18 protein-coding genes are annotated in these 22,618 nt (G+C 62.7%); 7 read left to right on the top strand and 11 right to left on the bottom strand.

Annotated features, from left to right (window positions below):
* The coding region (locus C6558_RS05255; protein WP_146160869.1) for an FAD-dependent oxidoreductase at positions 1–127 on the bottom strand (127 nt) is incomplete at its 3' end.
* Positions 128–186: 59 nt separating this feature from the next.
* Positions 187–429, bottom strand: a complete 243-nt coding sequence (locus C6558_RS39595) for a hypothetical protein (RefSeq protein ID WP_128090422.1) — start codon at positions 427–429, stop codon at positions 187–189.
* Between the two features lie 177 nt (positions 430–606).
* Between C6558_RS39595 and C6558_RS05250 the strand changes: the two genes are divergently transcribed.
* The 5 genes from C6558_RS05250 (at position 607) to C6558_RS05235 (ending at position 4,901) form a co-directional block, all read left to right on the top strand.
* On the top strand, positions 607–1,905 hold the full coding sequence (locus tag C6558_RS05250; protein WP_107026882.1) for an Hsp70 family protein: 1,299 nt from the start codon (positions 607–609) through the stop codon (positions 1,903–1,905).
* A gap of 41 nt (positions 1,906–1,946) precedes the next feature.
* A complete protein-coding gene (locus C6558_RS05245) occupies positions 1,947–2,858 on the top strand; it encodes a uracil-DNA glycosylase family protein (protein ID WP_025426356.1) in 912 nt (303 codons plus the stop codon).
* Positions 2,859–3,000: 142 nt separating this feature from the next.
* A complete protein-coding gene (locus tag C6558_RS05240) occupies positions 3,001–3,177 on the top strand; it encodes a hypothetical protein (RefSeq protein WP_107026881.1) in 177 nt (58 codons plus the stop codon).
* Positions 3,178–3,242: 65 nt separating this feature from the next.
* Positions 3,243–3,398 (top strand): hypothetical protein, encoded by a 156-nt coding sequence (locus C6558_RS40275; protein WP_164474923.1) that lies wholly within the window; start codon positions 3,243–3,245, stop codon positions 3,396–3,398.
* Between the two features lie 210 nt (positions 3,399–3,608).
* A complete protein-coding gene (locus tag C6558_RS05235; protein ID WP_025426355.1) occupies positions 3,609–4,901 on the top strand; it encodes an MFS transporter in 1,293 nt (430 codons plus the stop codon).
* A 15-nt stretch (positions 4,902–4,916) separates the two neighbouring features.
* On the opposite strand, the gene C6558_RS05230 is transcribed toward C6558_RS05235, so the two are convergent.
* On the bottom strand, positions 4,917–5,855 hold the full coding sequence (locus tag C6558_RS05230; RefSeq protein WP_025426354.1) for a DMT family transporter: 939 nt from the start codon (positions 5,853–5,855) through the stop codon (positions 4,917–4,919).
* Between the two features lie 419 nt (positions 5,856–6,274).
* Between C6558_RS05230 and pepN the strand changes: the two genes are divergently transcribed.
* Positions 6,275–8,923, top strand: coding sequence for an aminopeptidase N (pepN, locus tag C6558_RS05225; protein ID WP_084814548.1), 2,649 nt, complete (start codon positions 6,275–6,277; stop codon positions 8,921–8,923).
* A gap of 183 nt (positions 8,924–9,106) precedes the next feature.
* A complete protein-coding gene (locus C6558_RS05220; RefSeq protein ID WP_025426352.1) occupies positions 9,107–11,467 on the top strand; it encodes an ATP-binding protein in 2,361 nt (786 codons plus the stop codon).
* Here the strand turns inward: C6558_RS05220 and C6558_RS05215 are convergent.
* The 8 genes from C6558_RS05215 to ccmI all read right to left on the bottom strand — a co-directional run bounded on the left by C6558_RS05215 (position 11,446) and on the right by ccmI (position 22,590).
* Positions 11,446–14,403, bottom strand: a complete 2,958-nt coding sequence (locus C6558_RS05215) for a bifunctional [glutamine synthetase] adenylyltransferase/[glutamine synthetase]-adenylyl-L-tyrosine phosphorylase (RefSeq protein ID WP_057211472.1) — start codon at positions 14,401–14,403, stop codon at positions 11,446–11,448. The two genes, C6558_RS05220 and C6558_RS05215, sit on opposite strands and share 22 nt — an antisense overlap.
* A gap of 33 nt (positions 14,404–14,436) precedes the next feature.
* Positions 14,437–15,843 carry a HAMP domain-containing sensor histidine kinase gene (locus C6558_RS05210; RefSeq protein WP_025426350.1) on the bottom strand — a complete coding sequence of 469 codons (1,407 nt, stop codon included), beginning with the start codon at positions 15,841–15,843 and terminating at the stop codon, positions 14,437–14,439.
* The gene (locus tag C6558_RS05205; RefSeq protein ID WP_025426349.1) at positions 15,840–16,541 is read right to left on the bottom strand and encodes a response regulator transcription factor; all 702 of its coding nucleotides are present in this window, start codon (positions 16,539–16,541) and stop codon (positions 15,840–15,842) included. Before C6558_RS05205 ends, C6558_RS05210 begins: the two co-directional genes overlap by 4 nt.
* 136 nt (positions 16,542–16,677) lie before the next feature.
* Positions 16,678–18,237 carry a Do family serine endopeptidase gene (locus C6558_RS05200; RefSeq protein ID WP_025426348.1) on the bottom strand — a complete coding sequence of 520 codons (1,560 nt, stop codon included), beginning with the start codon at positions 18,235–18,237 and terminating at the stop codon, positions 16,678–16,680.
* 318 nt (positions 18,238–18,555) lie between these two features.
* Complete coding sequence (locus tag C6558_RS05195) at positions 18,556–19,011, bottom strand: cytochrome c-type biogenesis protein (protein ID WP_025426347.1); 456 nt, start codon at positions 19,009–19,011, stop codon at positions 18,556–18,558.
* The gene (locus tag C6558_RS05190) at positions 19,008–20,996 is read right to left on the bottom strand and encodes a heme lyase CcmF/NrfE family subunit (protein ID WP_025426346.1); all 1,989 of its coding nucleotides are present in this window, start codon (positions 20,994–20,996) and stop codon (positions 19,008–19,010) included. Before C6558_RS05190 ends, C6558_RS05195 begins: the two co-directional genes overlap by 4 nt.
* A complete protein-coding gene (gene ccmE, locus C6558_RS05185) occupies positions 20,993–21,445 on the bottom strand; it encodes a cytochrome c maturation protein CcmE (RefSeq protein WP_025426345.1) in 453 nt (150 codons plus the stop codon). The genes C6558_RS05190 and ccmE overlap by 4 nt, the downstream gene beginning before the upstream one ends.
* Entirely contained in the window at positions 21,442–22,590 is a 1,149-nt protein-coding gene (ccmI, locus tag C6558_RS05180) for a c-type cytochrome biogenesis protein CcmI (RefSeq protein ID WP_084814544.1), read from the bottom strand. The genes ccmE and ccmI overlap by 4 nt, the downstream gene beginning before the upstream one ends.
* Positions 22,591–22,618: the final 28 nt, after the last annotated feature.

The following is a 22,618-nucleotide window of genomic DNA, read 5'->3' as shown; positions in this document are numbered from 1 at the left end:
CCACCGAAAGCTCGGGATTGACCTGCTTCAACCGGATCGCAGCCGAAAGCCCCGCAGGCCCCGCGCCGACGATCACCACGTCGAACTCCATACTCTCGCGCTCGGGTAGATCCATCGCCTCGCTCATACCGTCTCTCCAGTCTCGCCGGTCTTCTGCCAGCTCAGTTCCCAGGCCATATCATCTCGTCATGGCAAATGCAGTTTGGCTTGTCGAGCCGGGATGCGACAGTCGATGCCCGCTTTTGCGCATGAGGTCATGAGTTTAGCACAAATGTCTATATGACGTGAACGTAAACGTAAATACGTGATTTCACCCATGTCCTTGTGGGCCGCCGCCTTGCAGCCTTGCTTTTGCCGAATAGCCATGTCAGGAGGCCGGGCATTCATTTTCCGGCGGAAGACGCCGGCAATCCCATCCGCAACCAGCATTCGGCAAGGCGCCCTACGGCGCCGGAACGGCATGCCTTTCGCTTCATTCCGGGCTCCGCCGACCTTCCCGGCACCGGCCCAGAAGGCGGCGTGCGGAACAGAGCCGTGTCGCCTTCGCAAGCCCCGGAAGGGCGCGTCGCGAAGCGACACCAAAACACAGGCGTCAGGAGACATCATATGGCCAGAGCACTGGGCTTCGATTTCGGCACCACCAACTCGGTCCTCGCGGTTTCGGCAGGCGACACCACCCATTCGATGAAATTCGACAGCATGGCTGGCAGCACCGATGCGATGCGCACGGCACTCTCCTTCATGAAGGATTCCAACCTCGGCGCGTCCGCCCTGAAGGTGGAAGCCGGACAGGCGGCAATCCGCTCGTTCATCGACAATCCCGGCGACTGTCGTTTCCTGCAGTCGATCAAGACCTTCGCCGCAAGCCCGCTGTTCCAGGGCACGCAGATCTATGCCAAGCGCCATAGTTTCGAAGACCTGATGCGGGTGTTCCTCTCCAAGCTGAAGGACTATGCCGGCGACGACTGGGCGAGCCAATACAGCCGCATCGTCGTCGGAAGGCCCGTTCGCTTTGCCGGCTCCAGCCCCGATCCGGCACTGGCGCTCGAGCGCTACAGCGCCGCCCTTTCCGAATTCGGCTTTCCCGAGATCCACTATGTCTACGAGCCGGTGGCGGCCGCATTCTACTTTGCCCAGAACCTCAAGCGCGACGCCACGGTGCTGGTCGCCGACTTCGGCGGCGGCACCACCGACTATTCGCTGATCCGTTTTGAGACCAAGGCGGGACGTCTGACGGCAACGCCAATCGGCCATTCGGGCGTCGGCATCGCCGGCGACCATTTCGACTTCCGCATCATCGACAATGTGATCTCGCCCCTCATCGGAAAGGGGAGTCTGTTCAAGAGCTTCGACAAGCTGCTTGAAGTCCCGTCGAACTACTATGCGAATTTCGGCCGCTGGAATCAGCTTTCGATCTTCAAGACGTTGAAAGATTTCACGGATCTGAAGAAGCTGGTGCGCCAGAGCCTGGAGCCGGAAAAGCTCGAGGCCTTCGTCGACCTGATCGAGCATGACGAGGGTTATCCGCTCTACCAGGCGATCTCGGCGACGAAGATGCGCCTGTCGCAGGAGGAGGAAACCGAGTTCTACTTCTCGCCGCTTGGCGAGATGTCGCGCCGCACGGTGCGCCGCGCCGACTTCGAAAGCTGGATTGCGCCTGAACTTGCGCGCATCGAAGACGCGCTCGACGAGGTGTTACAGACAACGGAAACGCCGCCCGAAAGCATCGACAAGGTCTTCCTCACCGGCGGCACCTCGTTCGTGCCGGCGGTGCGCAACCTGTTCGAGCGGCGCTTCGAAAAGGACCGGATCGAAAGCGGCGGCGAACTGCTGTCCATCGCCCACGGCCTGGCGCTGATCGGAGAACATGAGGATATCGGCCACTGGACCGCGAATGCCGCATGAAGCCATTGGACCACATTTTCTGACGTGCTAGGTTGGCGCCCATGACTTCTGCCGACAACCTCTCCCCCGGCCAACTCGCCGCCCTGCTCGCATTCCACGCGGATGCGGGTGTCGAGTGGCTGATGGAGGAGGAGCCTGTCGATCGCCTCGCCGAGTTCGAAGCGATGAAGGCGGCGCGTTCCGACGTGCGCCAACAGGCCGATTCGCGCCCACAGACGAGCGCAAGCCAGCCGGTTGCGCGCCCGGAGGCCTCGCCTGCTACGCGGCAGCCGGCCAGCTCGGCCGGTGGCCAAGCTCGCGAAACGCGCGCGCCAGCACCTGCCGTCAACGCCCCTGCTGTGGCCATCCCCGACGCCCAGGCCGTCAAGGAGGCGCAGTTTGCCGCCGAATCGGCGCGGTCGCTCGCCGAGCTGCGGTTGGCAATGGAAGGCTTCGTCGGTTGCAATCTCAGAAACAGCGCCCGCAATCTGGTCTTTGCCGAAGGCGATCCGTCAAACGGCATCATGATCGTCGGCCCGATGCCCTATGCGGATGACGATCGCGACGGGCAGCCTTTCTCGGGCAGGCTGGGCGACATGCTCAACCGCATGCTCGCCGGCATCGGACTATCGCGCGAGGGCGTTCTGCTCAGCAATGTCGTGCCGTGGCGCCCGCCGGGCAACCGCGTGCCGACCGCCCGCGAGGCCGATATCTGCCGCCCCTTCATCGAGCGCCAGGTCGCTTTGGCCGAGCCCAAGCACCTGTTGTTGCTCGGCAATTTTACGGCGCGCTTCTTCTTCGGCGGCAGCGACACAATCCACCAGCTGCGCGGCGAATGGCGTGACCTTCAGATGGGCGGACACAGCGTCCAGACCCTTGCGACCCTGCACCCGCAGGACCTGGTGACAGCGCCGATCAACAAGCGCTTTGCCTGGCAGGATATGCTTGCCTTCAAGGCCCGCATCAACGGCTGACGGCCGCCTGCCCGTTTCATGAACAAAGTGTGAAGAAAGCCATGCGGTTTGCGCATATCTGCGCAGCGTTCTAGTGCATTGCAAAATCCATGTTGCAGCGCAATATATCAACACGGGAGGAATGGAATAAGGAACAAGAACCATGACTGCCCGCTTTCGCCCGATCCACAGCAGCTTTGAGACGCTCCGTCATACGGACGCTGCCCGGCGGACGCCGTTCAACCGCTTCGGCTCGGCAGCCAACGAGCAGATGACTGCAATCGGCCTTGCCCGGACCACCCGTCCGTCGCAGCTCTTCGCCGACTTCATCCAGCGCTGATCCCCACGCGATGCGCCAAAAGGCGTGTCGCGCGAAAGAGACGACGTAAGACAAGGAACAAGATCATGACCAAGCCCATTGCAAGCCTCAAGGTCCTGTTCGATTCGATCGCCGATATCGGCACTGCCGTACGTGCCTCGCGCGAATACACCGCGCTCAGCACCACCAAGGACGCCCGCCGCGCCCATCGCTCGGCGATCAGACCACTGCTGCCGAACTGATAGCGCCCGAGGACGGACCGTTACCGTCTTTTTGCTATCGGCTGTCGCAATCGACAGCGCCTCGAAAACTGGATAGAGCCACACTCATTTCGAGTTCGAAGCGATCGGTCACTCCGGCAACCCCGTCTGACTGCCCTCGCTCCGCATCGCGCCTTCGTTGCCAGCCACCCGGTTGGTCAAGTCGGCGCGTCTTTGTTTTCAGGAGCGCCGATGCTGGCCAGTCTCGCTTCCGTCCTCAGCCTGATGCTGTCCACTTTGTTGATGATGGTGGCCTTCGGGCTTCAGAGCTACGTCATCCCGGTTCGCTCCGTCGCCGAGAACTGGTCGACGCTGACGGTCTCGGTCATTGCCACCGGCTACACGGTCGGCTTCACCCTCTCCTGCATCATCACGCCGAAATTCGTGTTGCGCGTTGGCCATGTCCGCGTCTTCACCGCACTCATAACCCTGCTTTCGATCGCCATCCTGCTTTGCGGGCTGGTCGTCGACTGGCGTGCCTGGATCGCCTTTCGCGCCATATCCGGTTTCGCGATCTCCGGCAGTTATCTCGTCATCGAGAGCTGGCTCAACGAACGGGTGACCAACGAGAACCGCGGCATGCTGTTCTCGCTCTACCTCATCACCACGATGGTCGGCACCATCGGCGGGCAATACATGGTGCCGCTGGGAGACCCGACCAACACATCGCTCTTCATCCTTTGCGGCGTGCTGTTTTCGCTGGCACTACTGCCCACGGCGCTTTCTTCCTCGCCGATGCCGGCACCGCCGGCGCAGGCGCGATTCGACATTCCAGGCCTGTTTCGCCGCTCTCCGGTTGCCGTGGTCGGCGGCTTTCTCGCAGGCGCGCTCTCGGGCGCCTGGCTGAACCTCGGCGGCGTGTTCACGCAGAAGATCGGCCTGTCGACCGGCGAAGGCGCAACATTGCTCGCATCGCTCCTGACCGGCAGCGCCCTCTCGCAGATCCCGATCGGCCGCGCCTCCGACCGCATCGACCGGCGTATCGTCATGGTCGGCTGCGGCATTGTCGGCGTGATCTCCTGCCTGGTCATGTCCGCGTCGATCGGCAGCAGCCCGACGGTGCTCTATATCGTCGCCGCCCTCGTCGGCTCGGTCCTGTTCCCGATCTATGCGCTGAACGTCGCCCATGCCAACGACCTCGCCAAGCCGGACGAATATGTCGAGATCTCCTCGGGCCTGATGATCACCTACGGGCTTGGCACGATCTCCGGCCCGTTGATGGTCGGCCCGGTCATGGATCGGTTCGGGCCGGCGGCGCTGTTCATCGTGCTTGCCGTCTATTTCGCACTCTATGCAGGCTACGCCGCCTGGCGCATCCTGCGGCGGGAGCAGCACGAGGGTCTCGTCGCCAAGACCGACTTCCAGGCGACCACGGTGCTGCCGACACCCGGACCCGACGTTACCAGCCCGACCGCCCAGCAGGCGTCGCAGGACGGCCTGATCGAGGACGACACGGTGCCTGCTTGGGAACGACAGCCGGAATGAATGAAACAGGGGCCGTCAGCCCTGTGGCGTGACGTGCTTGCGCGCACCCCTGCGCTCCAATCCAAGCCGATGCTCGCGGAAGATGATGAAAATACCGGCGCCGACAACGATGGCGGTGCCGATCAGCATGGTGCTCGTCGGGATGTCCTCGAACAGAAAATAGCCGATGATCAGGCCCAGCACGATCGAGGTGTATTCGAACGGTGCGATCGTCGACATGTCGGCGTGACGGTAGCTTTCGGTCAAGAGGAGCTGCGCGACGCCGCCGCAGAAGCCGGCGATCATCAGCAACAGGAAGGCTTTCTGCGAGATGCTCGGCCAGCCGAACGGCAGGGTCGCGAGCGAAAAGACCGAGGCCGAGAGCGAGAAATAGAGCACGATCGTGTGGGTGCGCTCGGCCCTCACCAGCTTGCGCACCAACACCATGGCGATCGCGCCGAGCGCCGCCGACAGCAAGACCGCCGCCGCCCCGAGCGCCTCGGACGACCCGAGACCGCCTTCGCGAAACAGCGTCAGCCGCGGCCAGGTGATGATCATGACGCCGACCAGACCGATGACGACGGCCGACCAGCGATAAAGCCGAACGGTTTCGCCGAGAAAAATCGCGGCAAAGGCAACGGCGATCAACGGCATCGCATAGCCAATGGCGATCGCTTCGGGGAGCGGCAAGTGCACGAGGCCGTAAAAGCCGAAGCTCATCGCCAGGATGCCGACGAAGCCGCGTGCGATGTGAGCGCCGATATCCTTCGTCTTGAAAGCGTCGCGCAACTGTCCGCGAAGGGCGAGATAGCCGAGGATCGGCACCATGGCGAAGGCGGAGCGGTAGAAGGTGATCTGGCCGGTGGCGATCTCGCTCCCGGCCGCCTTGATCAAGGTCGACATGCAAACGAAGATGACGACCGAAAGGACCTTGAGCAGGATCCCCTTCATCGGGTTTTCGACTTCGGCATCCATGGAAAACGCTTTTCGAGCCTTAGCGGAGGACCGCGGCGGCGACAGTTTGGGAGATTTGGGTGAGAGGCTCACCGGAGAACGATGTCACTCTAGCTGCGCCGGCCGCGAAAGTCGGATCAATCTTCTTGATGAACCGACTTTTTTTCTTGATGAGTTCATCGCAGCAAAGACAATCGCCGAGAATTCTTTAGCGGGGTCGAAAAAAACCTTTCCGGTTTATTTCTTGTTAGTGCCACTTCGATACACGTCAAGGCGATAAGGGAGCGGGAAGAATACCGGACACCATGTCTTTTCTGCCGGAAGTGCGGTCGCCGGCATCACAATCGTGTGGCATATCCGGCTTTTCGCCCTTTGGCCTTTTCACCATCACAAGCGCCCTCTACAAATCCACCAGTAGCAAGGCGCGAGCGGGACTGACCATGCGGACAAATACTGGCCAGATCATTCATCTGGAAGACTACCGGCCGACCGACTTCGTACTTGAAAGAGTGGATCTGACCTTCGAGCTTGACCCGAAGGAAACCAAGGTCGAAGCGCGGTTGATCCTGCATCGGCGGGAAGGCGTGGACGCATCGGCCCCGCTGGTGCTTGACGGCGACGAGCTGGTCATGACCGGCCTGCTGCTCGACCAGGAAGAGCTTGCAGCCGCGCTCTACGACGTGACCGACGACACGCTGACGATCCGTGGCCTGCCCGAGACCGCCCCGTTCGAAGTCACCATCACCACGATGCTCTCGCCCGAGACGAACACCAAGCTGATGGGTCTCTACCGCACCAACAGCGTCTATTGCACGCAGTGCGAGGCGGAAGGCTTCCGCCGCATTACCTACTTCCCTGATCGTCCTGATGTACTTGCCGTCTATACGGTCAACATCATCGCCGACAAGAAATCCGCTCCGCTGCTGCTGTCCAACGGCAACTATCTCGGCGGCGCCGACATGGGCGATGGCCGGCATTTCGCCGCCTGGTTCGATCCGCACCTGAAGCCCAGCTATCTCTTCGCGCTGGTTGCCGGCGATCTCGGCGTGGTCGAAGACACGTTCACCACCATGTCCGGCCGCGAGGTCGCGCTGAAGATCTATGTCGAACACGGCAAGGAGCCGCGCGCAGCCTACGCCATGGACGCGCTGAAGCGCTCGATGAAGTGGGACGAAGAGACGTTCGGCCGCGAATACGATCTGGATATCTTCATGATCGTCGCCGTCTCCGACTTCAACATGGGCGCCATGGAGAACAAGGGGCTCAATGTCTTCAACGACAAGTACGTGCTGGCCGATCCGGAAACGGCCACCGACGCCGACTACGCCAATATCGAAGCGATCATCGCGCACGAATACTTCCACAACTGGACCGGCAACCGCATCACCTGCCGCGACTGGTTCCAGCTCTGCCTCAAGGAAGGCCTGACGGTTTATCGCGACCACGAGTTTTCCGCCGACATGCGCTCGCGCGCCGTCAAGCGCATCGCCGAAGTCCGGCACCTGAAATCAGAACAGTTCCCAGAGGATGCAGGCCCCCTTGCCCATCCGGTCCGGCCGACGAAATACCGTGAAATCAACAACTTCTACACGACCACGGTCTATGAGAAGGGCTCCGAAGTCACCCGGATGATCGCGACCCTTCTCGGCCGCGACCTGTTCAAGAAGGGCATGGATCTCTACTTCGAACGCCACGACGGCCAGGCTGTGACGATCGAGGATTTCGTCGCCTGCTTCGCCGATGTCAGCGGCCGCAATCTCAGCCAGTTTTCGCTCTGGTACCATCAGGCGGGAACGCCGCTGGTGACAGCCTCCGGCGCCTATGACGCAGGCAAGCAGACCTTCACCCTGTCGCTCGAACAGACCGTGCCGCCGACGCCGGGCCAAAGCGCCAAGGAGCCGATGTACATTCCGCTGCGCATGGGCCTGCTCCTTGGAAACGGCGCGGAAGCCGACCTTTCGAGCGTGGCGGGCGCAGATATCACCGGCGACGTGCTGCACCTCACCCAACGCAAGCAGACGGTGGTTTTCTCCGGCATTACTTCGCGCCCGGTGCCTTCATTCAACCGCGGCTTTTCCGCTCCGATCAACCTGCATATCGAGCAGACCGACGACGACCTGGCGCTGATCGCGCGGCACGAAAGCGATCTCTTCGCACGCTGGCAGGCACTCAACGCCATTGCACTTGCCAATCTGGTATCCGCGACGGCCAACGCCCGTGCGGGCAAATCCGTGACCTGCGAAAAGGCGCTGCTCGACGGCCTTGTCGCCGCGGCGGCTGACGACGGACTGGAGCCGGCTTTCCGGTCGCAGGCGCTGTCGCTGCCGAGCGAAGCCGACATCGCCCGCGAGATCGGCGCCGACAACGACCCCGATGCCATCCATACCGCCCGGCAGCAGATCCTCAAGGCGATTGCGGTTTCCGGCCGCGGAGCCTTCCTTCGGCTTGCCGACGAAATGGCGTCGACGAGTTCCTTCAGTCCGGATGCGGAAAGTGCGGGACGTCGAGCCCTGCGCAACGCCGCACTCACCTATCTCGTCCATGGCGAGGATGATCCGAAACGGGCAGCAGAAGTCTTCGCAGCCGCCGACAACATGACCGACCTCAGCCATGCACTGGCATTGCTCGCGCACCGGTTCCCGGATGCGCCAGAGACGGCTCAGGCACTGGCAACCTTCCGGAAACGGTTTGCCGACAACGCGCTCGTCATCGACAAGTGGTTCGCGGTGCAGGCGACAATCCCCGGGGCCGGGACGCTCAATCGCGTCAAGGCGCTGATGACCGAGCCGCTATTCAATGGCAATAATCCGAACCGTGTCCGGTCTCTGGTCGGCAGCTATGCCTTCGCCAACCCGACAGGCTTCAACCGCGCCGATGGCGAGGGCTACCGTTTCCTCGCGAAGCAGATCCTCGATATCGATCCGCGCAATCCGCAGCTCGCGGCACGCATCCTGACTTCGATGCGCTCCTGGCGCTCGCTTGAAGACACGCGCGCCGATCATGCCCGCAATGCGCTGAAGGAAATCGCTGGCGCGACCAAGCTTTCGGCCGATGTCAGCGACATCGTCGAGCGCATGCTCAAGGCCTGAAAAGGCCGGGAATGCAGGCATTTTTCAAGGGCCGGGTCGCTCGCTCGACCCGGCCTATTATTTCCCAACGATTAGAAATGGTTAAGAAATCTTTACCATTACCTCTGGACAAGGCGAATCGCCCTGTGATTCATTGAGTCAGATTCGGGCGAGCGGCGCGCCGAATCATCAGAGGGTTTCACATTGGGTAAGATGGCGGACGCGCGACCAGCGAGCGCAGCCGACGGGCGGTTGCGACTCAAGTTTTCGGGCTTTTCCGGCCTGGAACGCGAGTTCATCTCGCAGGCGAAGATTTTCGCCGAGCCGACGTCGCAGCGTCTTGCGAGCGCGGAACCTATTCTCAAGCGCTCTATCCCCATCCTCATCATCGCATTCCTGATCATAGTCGCCGTTTCGCGCATGTCCGGCATCATGGGCGAGCACGCCCGGATGGAAGACAACTCGCGCCAGACGGTCGGGCTTGCCGCGGCAACGGCGGTCGCGGCGTTCCAGGCTGACGGCATGACGCTGTTCGAAGAGGGCCGGCGTTGGGATGCCGAACAGCGGCTGACCCAATACCTGCCCAACACCATGCTCGACGCGGGCATGTTTCTTTTGACCGTGCGCAAGGATGGACGGATCTTCGCCAGCACACCTGATGGTGTGCCGCTGATCGGCCGGACGCTTGCCTCGGTTGCACCCGATATCGCCACGCTGCAGTATTACGGCGAACATTCCAGCGTCATGAAGACGGCCATCAACGGCGTCGACCATATCGTCGCTTTGGCGCAGTTGCCGGAAGCGGCCGGCGTCGTCCTGGCGGCAACGCCGGTGACCCAGCTCGAAACGGCCTGGCGCGACGAGGTTTCGCTGAATGTGACGCTGTTTGCCGGCATCTCGGCGATCCTGCTGGTGGTGCTTTACGCTTATTACATCCAGGCCAAACGCGCCCGCGACGCCGACGGGGTGTTTGCGGAATCGAACCTGCGGGTCGAAACCGCCCTGTCGCGCGGCCGCTGCGGCCTCTGGGATTTCGATCTTGCCAACCGACGGCTGTTCTGGTCGCGGTCGATGTATGAGATGTTGGGCATGCCCGGCGAAAGCAGCGTGCTTTCCTTCGGCGACGCCGCACGGCTGATGCATCCGGACGATCGCGGTATCTATGGCGTGGCGCGGACAATTGCCCGCGGCGATGCGCGACAGATCGACCAGGTGTTCCGCATGCGGCATGCGGACGGCCATTATGTCTGGCTGCGCGCCCGCGCCGAGATCATCCGCACCGTTTCAGGCCGCGCCCATCTCATCGGCATCGCCATGGATGTCACCGAGCAGCACCGCCTCGCCCAGCGCTATGCCGAAGCTGATCAGCGTCTGGCCGATGCCATCGAATGTACGTCCGAGGCCTTCGTCCTCTGGGACAAGCAGGACCGCTTGGTCATGTGCAACACGCACTACCAGGAAGCCTACAAGCTGCCGGATCACGTTCTGGTGCCAGGCACCGAACGCATCGCCGTACACGCCGCTGCGGCACGCCCGGTAGTGGAACGCCGCATTGCGGATCCTGACCGTAGCAACCATTCGCAGACCACCGAAGTGCAGCTCGCCGACGAGCGTTGGCTGCAGATCAATGAGCGGCGCACGCGCGACGGCGGCCTCGTTTCTGTTGGTACCGACATCACGCTGCTCAAGCGTCACCAGGTGCGGCTGCGCGAATCCGAGCGCCGGCTGATGGCGACCATCGGCGATCTCTCGGCTTCGCGCATGACCCTGGAGCGGCAGAAGACCGAGCTGTCGATCGCCAACGCCAACTACCAGGCGGAAAAAGAACGGGCCGAGGCGGCGAACCACGCCAAGTCGGAATTCCTGGCCAATATGTCCCATGAGCTGAGGACACCGCTCAACGCCATTCTCGGTTTTTCGGAGATCCTGCAGACCCAGATGTTCGGGCCGCTCGGCTCGGAGAAATACGATGAATACTCGCGCGACATTCACGACAGCGGCAAACACCTGCTGAACGTCATCAACGACATCCTGGACATGTCGAAGATCGAAGCAGGCCATATGCGCATCAGCCGCGAGACCATCGATCTCGCGCCGCTGATCGAGGAGACGCTGCGTTTCACCACGATCCCGGCGCAGCAGAAGAACATCCATGTGGTGCAGCAAATCGCCTCGGGCCTGACCGTGGTCGCGGATCGGCGGGCGATGAAGCAGGTGCTGCTCAATCTCTTGTCGAACGCGGTCAAGTTCACCAATGAAGGCGGGCGCATTTCGCTGCGCGCCCGCAAGGTCACGGGCGCTGTGACATTGACGATCGCCGACTCCGGCATCGGCATCCCGCGTGATGCCCTGCAGAAGATCGGCCAGCCCTTCGAGCAGGTGCAGAGCCAGTATGCCAAGAGCAAGGGCGGCTCCGGCCTCGGGCTTGCCATCTCCCGGTCGCTGACGCGCCTTCACGGCGGAACGATGAAGATCCATTCCGCCGAAAATGTCGGCACCATCATTTCATTGCGCATGCCCGATCGCGACAGCGACCCGCAGCCCTATCCCGAAACCACCGACTGAAAAATACGCCGGACGGCCTTCGACAGCCGCCTGATATCCGCCTCCAGCGTTTTCAGGTCGGGATAGTCCCCTGCCCGGCAGACGAGATCGACAAGACCGGCAGGCGCCTCCTTCGGGTCGAACTCGCCTTCGATGCACAGGCGCACGATCTGCGACAGCTCGGTAAAGAGGCTCAGCGCCTCCATCGTCGTGTCGAGATCATTGGGGTTCATCATCGCACCGCCGAGGACCTTCAAGGCGTCGGCCGTGTGGGCGCCGGCCTCAAGCGGCGGCACGCCCTTGGCGGGAGCGATCAGCGCCAGGTACTGCGCAATGAACTCGATATCGACCAGGCCGCCGGGGATCAGCTTGAAATCCCAGATGTCGCTTGGCGGCTTCTCGCTGTCGATCATCTCGCGCATCGAGATCACGTCAGTGCTGACCTTGGCGACATCACGCGTGTGGCCGAGCACTTCGGCGAAGATGGCATCGGCTTGCGCCTTCAGACTGTCGTCGCCGCAGATGCAGCGCGCCCGCGTCAGGGCCAGATGCTCCCAGGTCCAGGCCTCTTCCCGCTGGTACTTGGCAAAGGCGTTGATGCGGGTGGCGACCGGGCCCTTGTTGCCGGACGGCCGCAGCCGCATGTCGACCTCATAGAGTACGCCCTCGGCTGTGGGCGCTGAGAGCGCTGCAATCAACCTCTGCGTCAACCGGGTAAAATAGCGCATCGGATCGAGCGGCTTGCCGCCATCCGATTCCGGGGCCGCGTCGTCATAGTCGTAGAGCAGGATCAGGTCGACGTCGGAGCCCGCCGTCAACTCGTGGCTGCCGAGCTTGCCCATGCCGACGACGACAATGCGCCCACCCGGAAAATCGCCATGGACCGAACGGACCTCGGCGAGCACCGCGTCCACTGCGGCAGCGATGATCAGGTCGGCGAGATCGGTAAAGGCGCGACCGGCCTGCGCGCCCGAAATCGAGCCGGTCAACAGGCGGATGCCGATCAGGAACCGCTGTTCGGCGGCGATGATGCGCAGCCGGTCGAGCACCTCTTCATAGTGGCGGGCGCCGGCAACGAAGTTGGCGATGCGCGGCGCCAGATAATCCCGGGTCGGCAGCTCCGCCAGAAGGCCCGGGTCGAGCATGCCGTCGAACACATGCGGCCGCGCCGCGATGATCTCGGCCAGCCTTGGTGCCGAGGACATGATGTTGACGATCAATGACAAGAGCCGCGGATTGTTGCCGAGCAGCGAAAACAGCTGGATGCCGGCCGGCAGGCCCGAGATGAAATGGTCGAAACGCAGGAGCGCCTCGTCGGCGCGCCGGCTTTCGCCGAAGACGCGCAGGAGCTGCGGCGTCAGCTCCGTCAGCCGCTCGCGCGCCTCGACCGACTGCGTCGCGCGGTAGCGGCCGTAATGCCAGGTGCGGATCGTGTGCGAGATGTCCGACGGCCGCTGGAAGCCGAGCTTTCTTAGGGTCTCGAGCGTATCGGGATCGTCGCGCTGGCCGGTGAAAACCAGATTGCCCGTCTCGCTCGAAAGCTTCGCCTCCTGCTCGAAGAGCTGGGCATAACGGCGCTCGACGGTGCGCAGCACCTTCGACAGCGCCTTGGAGAAGGAAGCCGTATCCTCGAAGCCGAGCATGAAGGCGATCCGCTTCAGCTCTGCCTCGGTCTCCGGCAGCACATGGGTCTGTTCGTCACGCACCATCTGAATGCGGTGCTCGACATCGCGAAGGAACCAGTAGGCCTCGACCAGTTCGGCCGCGGTCGTCTCGTCGATCCAGCCGGCCGTTACCAGCGCATGCAGCATCGGCTCCGTCGCCTTCAGCCGCAGTTCGGGCATGCGTCCACCGGCGATCAGCTGCTGGGTCTGAACGAAGAACTCGATCTCACGAATGCCGCCGCGGCCGAGCTTGATATTGTGTCCCTTGACCGCAATCTCGCCATGGCCCTTGTGGGCGTGAATCTGCCGCTTGATCGAATGGATGTCGGCGATTGCCGCATAGTCGAGATACTTGCGGAAGACGAACGGCGTCAATTCCTTCAAGAAGGCATCGCCCGCAGCTATGTCGCCGGCAACGGGCCGCGCCTTGATGAAAGCTGCGCGCTCCCAGTTCTGCCCCCTGCTCTCGTAATAGAGCATCGCCGCCTCGACGGGGATTGCGAGTGGCGTCGAGCCGGGATCCGGGCGCAGCCGCAAGTCGGTGCGAAAGACGTAGCCGTCGCCGCTGCGCTCCTGGAGAATGCGGATGAGGCGGCGCAGAAGCCGGCCGAAGGTCTCGGATGCATCGTCGCGATCGATGATGATGCCGGACTGCGGATCGTAGAAGACCACGAGATCGATGTCGGAGGAGTAATTGAGCTCGAAGGCGCCGAGCTTGCCCATGCCGAGCACGACAACGCCAGACCCCCGGCTCGGGGCCGTCACGTCCTTGAGCGCGAGCTTGCCGCCCTGGTGACCGCTCAGCAGCAGATGATCGATCGTTGCCGAAACGGCAGCGCCGGCAAATTCGCTCAGCCAGCGCGTCGTCTCGCGACCGTCGAAATGTCGTGAGAGGTCCGCAAGCGCAACGGCGAAGGCTAGCTCGCGCTTGGCCTTTCGAAGCCGCGTCATGATCTCGGTATCTGGCAGTGCCACGCCGGGCTCTGCCGATACCCAGGCATCCCGCGCCCGCCGGACCCTTTCGGTGAGAAATTCCTGCAGCGGCTCCGACAGGAGCTGTTCGAGTATGCCGGGCTGGCTGCCGCCGGTGTCGCGCAGGAATGGCGACAGGGCAAAGGCAGCGACGATGAACGCCTTGAACGGCGTTTCGGATGCCAGCAGACGGCTGATCTGGTCATGGCCCTTGGCCATATCCTTCAGCACCGACAGCGCGGATTTGGCGTCAGCCTGGCTTGCCGGTTTGATCGGCGCCGTCTCCATGCCCCACCAGTGCCCTGCCATCGTGTCCTGCATACCGTTCCCCCGTGTTCTCCGCAAACCGGTCTATCAGGTCGCGGACGCCGGGAAAACCATGTGTACCGTCAGTCCCTTGCAGTTGTCAGCGCCATCAGCATCGGTTGCAGCCAGATCCAGCACACCATGATGCATCTCCATCACTGCCTCGACGAGCGACAGGCCGAGACCCGTGCCGGGCTTGGAGCGGCTCTCATCCAGCCGAACGAAGCGCTTGACGACTTCGTCGCGCTTTTCCCTAGGAACACCCGGCCCGTGGTCGGCAACCGAAAGAACGACTTTGCCGTCGCGCCTGCCGAGCGAAACCTTGATCAGCGGATCGGCGGCGCCTTCGGCATATTTGATCGCATTGTCGAGTAGATTGCCGAGCGCCTGGCCGACAAGCTCGCGATTGCCCGAAATCACCATGCCTGGCGCCACATCCGCCTCCAGCCGCAGGCCGACATCTTCGGCGACTGGTTCATAGAGTTCGACGCAATCCGACACAATCTGCGAAAGGTCGATCTCGCTCATCTCGGCAGCAGCCGAACCCGCTTCGACGCGCGAAATCATCAGGAGCGCATTGAAGGTGCGGATCAGCTGATCCGACTCGCCGATGATTTCCTCCAGCGCGCCGCGCTGACTTGTACCCTTGCGCGCAAGTGCGGCTTCCGCCTTGTTGCGCAGCCGCGTCAACGGTGTCTTCAGGTCGTGGGCGATGTTGTCGGAGACCTGGCGCAGCCCCTCGTTCAGCTTCTCGATGCGGCCGAGCATCGCGTTCAGCGATTCGGAAAGCCGGTCGAATTCGTCGCCGGAACCGCTGGTCGGCAGACGCTGCGACAGGTCGCCCGCCATGATCTTGGTGCTCGCCTCGGACATGCGGTCGATGCGCTTCAGCGCATTGCGGCCGATGGCAAACCAGATGATCAGCGCACCGAGGCCCATGATGCCGAGGGCGACCATCAGCGCCTGGCGCACCAGCGCACGAAACTTCTGCGGCTCCTGCAGGTCACGGCCAACAAGGATGCGCAGGCCGTTGTCGAGCATCAGCACATGGGCAAGTGCCACATGGCTGTCCTGGCGGGTCTCGTCGGTATAGCGCTGGTAGGCAAAGGGTTTCTCCGTCCAGCCTTCGCGATCGAGAAGGCCCGGCTCCAGGCTCGCCACATTGCCAGCAAGGATTTCACCGCTTGGCCCGGCGATCACATAGAGATTGGCGCCAGGCTGGCGCGCGCGCCGTTCCAATGAGCGCAGCAGCCCATTGATCCCCGCACGGGTATAGACCTGCTCGATCTGGGTCACCTCTGCGGTCACTGCGTCGCGCGTCTGCTGCTGTAGCAGACGCTCGGACATGCCGGTGACATAGAAGACGAGAAAGGCGGCGCAGAGCGAGAAGAGGATCAGATAGAGCGCGGACAACCGGACGGCGGTTGTCCTCAACAGGACGCCGAGTTTGCTCATGCGCTGGCGGTCCGGTCATCCTTGATCATATAGCCGGCGCCGCGCACGGTTCGGAGCAGCGGCAGATCGAAGTCCTTCTCGATCTTGGAACGCAGTCGCGACACGTGCACGTCGATGACATTGGTCTGCGGATCGAAGTGATAGTCCCAGACGTTTTCGAGCAGCATCGTGCGGGTCACGACCTGGCCGGCATTTTTCATCAGGTACTCGAGCAGCCGGAACTCGCGCGGCTGCAGCGGGATTTCCTTGCCCTGGCGGCGAACCGAGTGCGACAGGCGGTCGAGCTCGAGATCTCCGACCCGGTAGACCATGTCCTGTTCCGGCGTACCCTTGCGGCGGCCGAGCACTTCAACGCGGGCGAGAAGCTCGTTGAAGGCATAGGGTTTCGGCAGGTAGTCGTCGCCGCCGGCGCGCAGACCCGTCACCCGATCATCGACCTGGCCGAGCGCCGACAGAATGAGCACCGGCGTATGGACTTCCTTGCGACGCAGCTCCGAAATCACCGACAGGCCATCGCGGCGCGGCAACATGCGGTCGACCACGAGAACGTCGTAGCTGTTTTCGCTGGCCATGAAGAGGCCGCTTTCGCCGTCGCTCGCGTGATCACAGACGATGCCGGCTTCCCGGAACGCCTTTGCCAGATAGGCGGCTGCCTCGATATCGTCTTCAATAATAAGAATCTTCATACGCGTGACCATAGTCCCGGACCCCTGTCTGTCTCAACCGGTTTCGGTTCTTCCGACAACCGGCATGGCGATCACTTCGCCCCAAACGGCCGGCGCCGCGAAATCGCTTGGATATCGCGGCGCCCTGGTCATTCATTCGCAGCCGCGATCAACCCTGATCGATGGGAAGCGCCACGAAGCGGCTGCCGTTCTCGGCCTCGATCTGGAAGAGCGCCTTGCTGCGACCGTCCTTCTTGGCGATGTTGATCACCTTGAGGATATCGTCCGCCGACTTCACTTCCTGATTGTTGACGGAAACGATCTTCTCGCCCTGCTTCAGGCCACGGTCGCTGGCGTCCGAGTCCTCGTCCACCGAGGCAATCGTCACGCCCTTGCCGTCATCCGACGGCGTCACCGTCATGCCAAGGTCGGCCAGGGCCTGCTCGCTCGACGGCTGGGTTTCCTCGGACTGGTTGCCCTGATCCGTGGCCGCTTCCTTGTCGTCCTTCGGCAGCGTGCCGATCTCGAGCTTGACGGTTTCCGACTTGCCGTTGCGCCACAGTGCAACGTCGACCGTGGTGCCCGGGCGCATGCCGGCTACCTTGCGGGCAAGATCGCGCGGATCCTTGATCGTGTCGCCGTTGAGCGCAGTGACCACGTCGCCCTTCTTGATGCCGGCCTTGTCGCCCGGCGAGCCGGCCTGCGGCTCGACGACGAGTGCGCCGGCTGCCTCAGACAGACCGAGCGATTCGGCGATATCCTTGCTCACCGGCTGGATCTGAACACCGAGCCAACCGCGCGATACCGAGCCGTCCTTCATCAGGTCGGCAACGACGTCCTTGGCGACGGATGCCGGAATGGCGAAGGCGATGCCGACATTGCCGCCCGACGGCGAGAAGATCGCGGTGTTGATGCCGACCACTTCGCCCGAAAGGTTGAAGGTCGGACCACCCGAGTTGCCGCGGTTCACCGCTGCGTCGACCTGCAGATAGTCGTCATAGGGACCCGAACCGATATCGCGGCCACGGGCCGAGATGATGCCGGAGGTTACCGTGCCGCCGAGACCGAAGGGGTTGCCGACGGCAACGACCCAGTCGCCGACGCGGACCTTGTTGTCGTCGGCCCAGCTGACATAGGTGAACTTGCGCTTGTCATCGACCTTGAGCACGGCGAGATCGGTGCGGCTGTCCTTGCCGATCAACTTGGCGTCAAGCTCGGTGCCGTCATTGAGGATGACCGTGAACGCAGAGCCATCGGAAACGACGTGATTGTTGGTGACGAGGTAACCGTCTTCGGAGATGAAGAAGCCGGAGCCTTGCGAAGTCGGGCGCAGGCGACCTTCGCCGTGCGGGCCACGACGGCCGGGGCCGCGTTCGGCACGGTCATCGCCGCGCGGGCCGCCGAATTCCTTGAAGAAACGCTTCAGCGGGTGATCGTCGGGAAGCTCATCCAGACCGCGACCGCCAAAATCGAAGGTGAAGCCATTGCCCTCGTCGGAAACGGGATTAGCACGCGACTGGACGCGGACGGAGACTACGGCCGGGGAAACCGCGTCGACGACATTGGCAAAGCTCGGCACCTGGGGCGCATCGACCTTGACGGGTTCGGCGAAGGACTGGGCAATCGTGGCCGGCAGGCCGGAGGTCAGCATGACGGCCGCAAGACCCGCAACGGTCGAGGTCTTCAGAACAGTCTTGAGGGAGGGACGCAGGAGTTTGGTCGTAATCATCCGTTTTGCCTTTTCTCTTCCTTGAAGCCGCTGGAAGCAGCTTCGGCATCTTGATTTCGAGGATCGCCGCGGGGGTAGCGATTTCGCTCTTGGCTGACTGGAGGAACAGCCGATGACGAAAGATGTAACGGATTGGACCTTACTGAGTTCTGTCCGGAGGATGAATTTTTGGTAATGTTGGTGGCGGGCGTCTGCAACGGCGCATTGCCCGTGGGATCGAGAGCGTTTCCGCCTTAGGCGGAGTCGCAGAAACGCGCTATCTCTCTGTTTTACGCATTTCCTGGCGGAAAGCCGCTTCGCACTTTTCCTGGAAATGCTCTACGGCTGAAGCAGCTTCTTCAGCTTTTCCTTCTCGTCGTCGGAAAGCGGCGTGCCGCGCGATTGCCGGCCGCGTTTGAGTGCCGCCACCAGCAACGTCGCGGCGCCGACCAGCAAAAGCAGGATCGGCATGCCCCACAGGATCATCGTCTTGGTTTCGAACCGCGGCTTCAGCAACACGAACTCGCCATAGCGCGAGACGACATAGTCGATCACCGCCTCGTCGCTGTCGCCATTTGCCAACCTCTCGCGCACCAGAACCCTGAGATCCTTGGCAAGCTCTGCGTTGGAATCGTCGATCGACTGGTTCTGGCAGACCATGCAGCGGAGCTCGGCCGAGATCGCCCGCGCCCGTGCTTCGAGTGCCGGATCGGACAAGACCTCATCCGGATTGACCGCGAAGGTCGGGCCGAGCGACGCCAGAAACAGAAAGAACGCCAGCAGCAATCGGTTCATTCGGCCGCTCCCACCGGGATCGTCTTCGGCCGCTTGGCGCGCGTCGGCGCGCCAACGCGCAGGCGGCGATCGCTGAGCGAGACGAAACCTCCCGCCATCATCAACAGCGTGCCGCCCCAGATGCACAGGATCATCGGCTTCCACCAGATGCGCACGACGATGCCGCCTTCGCTGATCTGGTCACCGAGCGAAACGTAGAGCTGGCTCAGGCCGAAGGTACGGATACCGGCTTCGGTGGTCGGCATGCGCCGCGCCTGATAGAGCCGCTTCGACGACCAGATGTCGGTGACGACGACGCCACCGCTGCTGATGGTGAAATGGCCGGATTCCTCGGAATAATTCGGACCGCTACCGTTGCGCATGCCGTCGAACCGCAGGGTGTAGCCTCCCGCGTCCACGGTCATACCCGGCTTCATCTCGACGACGGTCTCGGTTTCGAAGGCGGTGACGGCGACGATGCCGATCAGCGTGACGCCGAGGCCGATATGCGCAAGTGCGGTGCCGAAGGCCGAGCGCGGCAGGCCGGAGAACCGCCGCCAGGCGACGTTGCCCGCGACCTTGCCGAGCCCCGAGCGCAGCGCCAGATCCGTCACCGAACCGGCGATCAGATAGACGCCCAGCGCAATGCCGAACAAAGCGAGGATCGGTCCGCCGTTCATGGCGTAGTAATAGACGCAGCCGACGACGAGGCCGACGGCAACCGCTGCAAACAGCCGCTGGGCAACGCCCATGAGATCTCCGCGCTTCCAGGCCAGCAGGGGACCGAAGGGCACCGCAAACAGGAGTGGCAGCATCAACAGCCCGAAGGTCATGTTGAAGAAGGGCGGCCCGACCGAAATCTTGTCGCCGGTCAGCGCTTCAAGCACCAGAGGGTAGAGCGTGCCGGTCAGCACGGTCGCGGCCGCGGTCGTCAGGATGAGGTTGTTGAAGACAAGAGCGCCTTCCTTCGAAACCGGCGCGAAGATGCCGCCGGCTTTCAGCCGCGATGCGCGGTAGGCAAACAGCGAAAAGGCGCCGCCGATGAAAAAAACGAGGATGGCGAGGATGAAGATGCCGCGGGTCGGGTCGGTCGCGAAGGCATGAACCGAAGTCAGCACGCCAGAGCGAACGAGGAAGGTGCCAAGCAGCGACAGCGAGAAGGTCATGATCGCCAGCAGCACGGTCCAGATCTTCAGCGCTTCGCGCTTCTCCATGACCAGAGCGGAATGCAGCAGCGCGGTGCCGGCAAGCCACGGCATGAACGAGGCGTTTTCGACCGGATCCCAGAACCACCAGCCACCCCAGCCAAGCTCGTAATAGGCCCAATAGGAGCCCATCGAAATGCCGGCCGTCAGGAACGTCCAGGCAGCAAGGGTCCAGGGACGCACCCAGCGCGCCCAGGCAGCGTCGATACGCCCTTCGATCAGGGCGGCGATGGCAAAGGAGAAGCAGACGGAAAAGCCGACATAGCCCAGATAAAGTAAGGGCGGGTGAATGGCGAGACCGACGTCCTGCAGGATCGGGTTCAGGTCCTTGCCTTCGCCCGGTGCCGGGATAAGGCGGGCGAAAGGGTTGGATGTCAGCAGGATGAACAGCGTGAAAGCCACGGCAATCCAGGCCTGCACCGCGAGCACATTCGCCTTCAGCGTTTCCGGCAGATTACGACCAAATGTGGCGACCAGCGCCGAAAAGAACACCAGGATCAAGAGCCAGAGCAGCATTGATCCTTCATGGTTCCCCCAGACGCCGGAAATCTTGTAGATCAGCGGCTTCAGCGAATGCGAGTTCTCCCAGACGTTGCGGACCGAAAAATCCGACGTGACATAGGCGAAGGTCAGCACGGCGAAGGAGAAGGCGACGAGCAGGAAACAGGCAATCGCCGCGCTGGAGGCGAGCTCCATCAGGGCGCGATCGTTGAGCCTGGCGCCAAGGATCGGCAAAGCCGCTTGCACGAAGGCGGTCGCAAGCGCCAGAACCAGCGCATAATGTCCAAGTTCGATAATCATCGAACGGTTTCCTTCCCGCTGAGTTCGACACCCTGCGCCTTCAAGCGGTCGGCGACATCCTTCGGCATATAGGTCTCATCATGCTTGGCGAGCACGGAGTCTGCAACGAAGACCGAGCTGCCGGCAACGAACGTGCCCTCGGTGACCACGCCTTGCCCCTCACGGAACAGGTCCGGCAGGATGCCGGTATAGGTCACCGGCACCTGGCCGAGCGTATCGGTAACGGTGAAGGTCACGGTCTTGCCGTCGCCGCGCTTGACCGAACCGGCCTCGACCAGCCCGCCTAGACGGATGCGGGTTCCCGGCGGCACGTCGGTCTTGGCGAGATCGCTCGGCACGTAGAAATAGGCGATCGCCTGGCTGAAGGCGAACATTACGAGGAGGACGGCAAGCGTCAGAAAGCCGACGCCACCGCCGATGATCGCCAGTCGCTTCTGTTTTCGCGTCATTGCGTCTCTCCGTCCGTCTTGATCCCGAGTTCACGGGCCAGCGCAAGCAGCTGTTTTCCCTGTTCGCCGTCCGCCGGGAAGGTTTTCAGGCTTTCCTTTAGGGCGGCCGCCGCCTGGTCTCTTTGATCAAGCACAACATGCGAACGGATCAGCCGCGCCCAGCCTTCGGCGTTGGCGGGGTCTTCCTTAAGCCGGTTCGCCAGGCTTTCGACCATGCCGCGGATCATCTCCTGGCGGTCGCCGGCGTTCATGTCCTGTGCGGCGGCGATATCGTCCGCGCTCGGATTTCCCGGTGCAGCGCCCGCAACATTGCCGGCAGCGCCACCTGAAAGCTCGGCCACGTGCTGCTTGACGAGCGGCACCCAGGGCGCATCCGCCGGGGAACTGGCGATCAGCCTGTTGAAGGCTGCAAGCGCCTCGTCCTTCTTGCCTTCCTGCTTCAGGCCAAGGGCAAGATAGAATTCGGAACGCGGGTCGTTCGGGTCGATGGCGAGGGATCTGCGGAGAGCCGACTGCGCTTCGGTGGTCACAAGTCCGCCGGACAGCGTGATCACCGCCTCGGCATAGCCACCCAGCCGCGCCGGCGTCGGCCCCAGCAGGCGCACGGCGCTGTCATAGGCGGCGACCGCCTCCTCGACGCGACCGTTGCGCATGTAGATTGGCGCCAGCACGTCCCAGCCGGCACCGTCGTTCGGGTTCTGCGCCAGGTGATTTTCCGCCCGCGCAATCAGAATGTTGATATCGGCACCGGGATCGGCAAGGCGCGCCGCCAAAGGCTGCGCCGGAACCCCTGGGCTGCCAGTGAACATGTAGAGACAGAGCCCAATTGCGGGAAGACAGAGAAGCACGAAGGCCTGCGCCACGATGTTGACGCCGCGGCGCGTGGCTGCGGCCGGCTCGGCGGCATTGTCGATCTCGCCAGCCGCAAGCAGCCGGCGGGCGACCTCGGCGCGGGCGAGTTCGGCATCGTCGCCGCTGATCAGGCCGCTCTCCTGGTCACGCGTCAGTTCATCGAGCTGATCGCGATAAACTTCGATATCATGACTATGGGGAGACGATGCGGGCGCTGCCGCCCGCAAGAGCGGGAGGATGAGTACGACAGCTACAGCCGCCGTCAACGTGGCGACGAGGATCCAGAACAACATGGATGCTCAATACTATGGCACCCATGCC

It is taken from the genome of Ensifer sp. NM-2 (assembly GCF_003024455.1).
GTDB lineage: Bacteria > Pseudomonadota > Alphaproteobacteria > Rhizobiales > Rhizobiaceae > Ensifer > Ensifer canadensis.
Note: the sequence above shows the minus strand (reverse complement) of the source record. Positions and strands in the feature narration are given on the sequence as shown.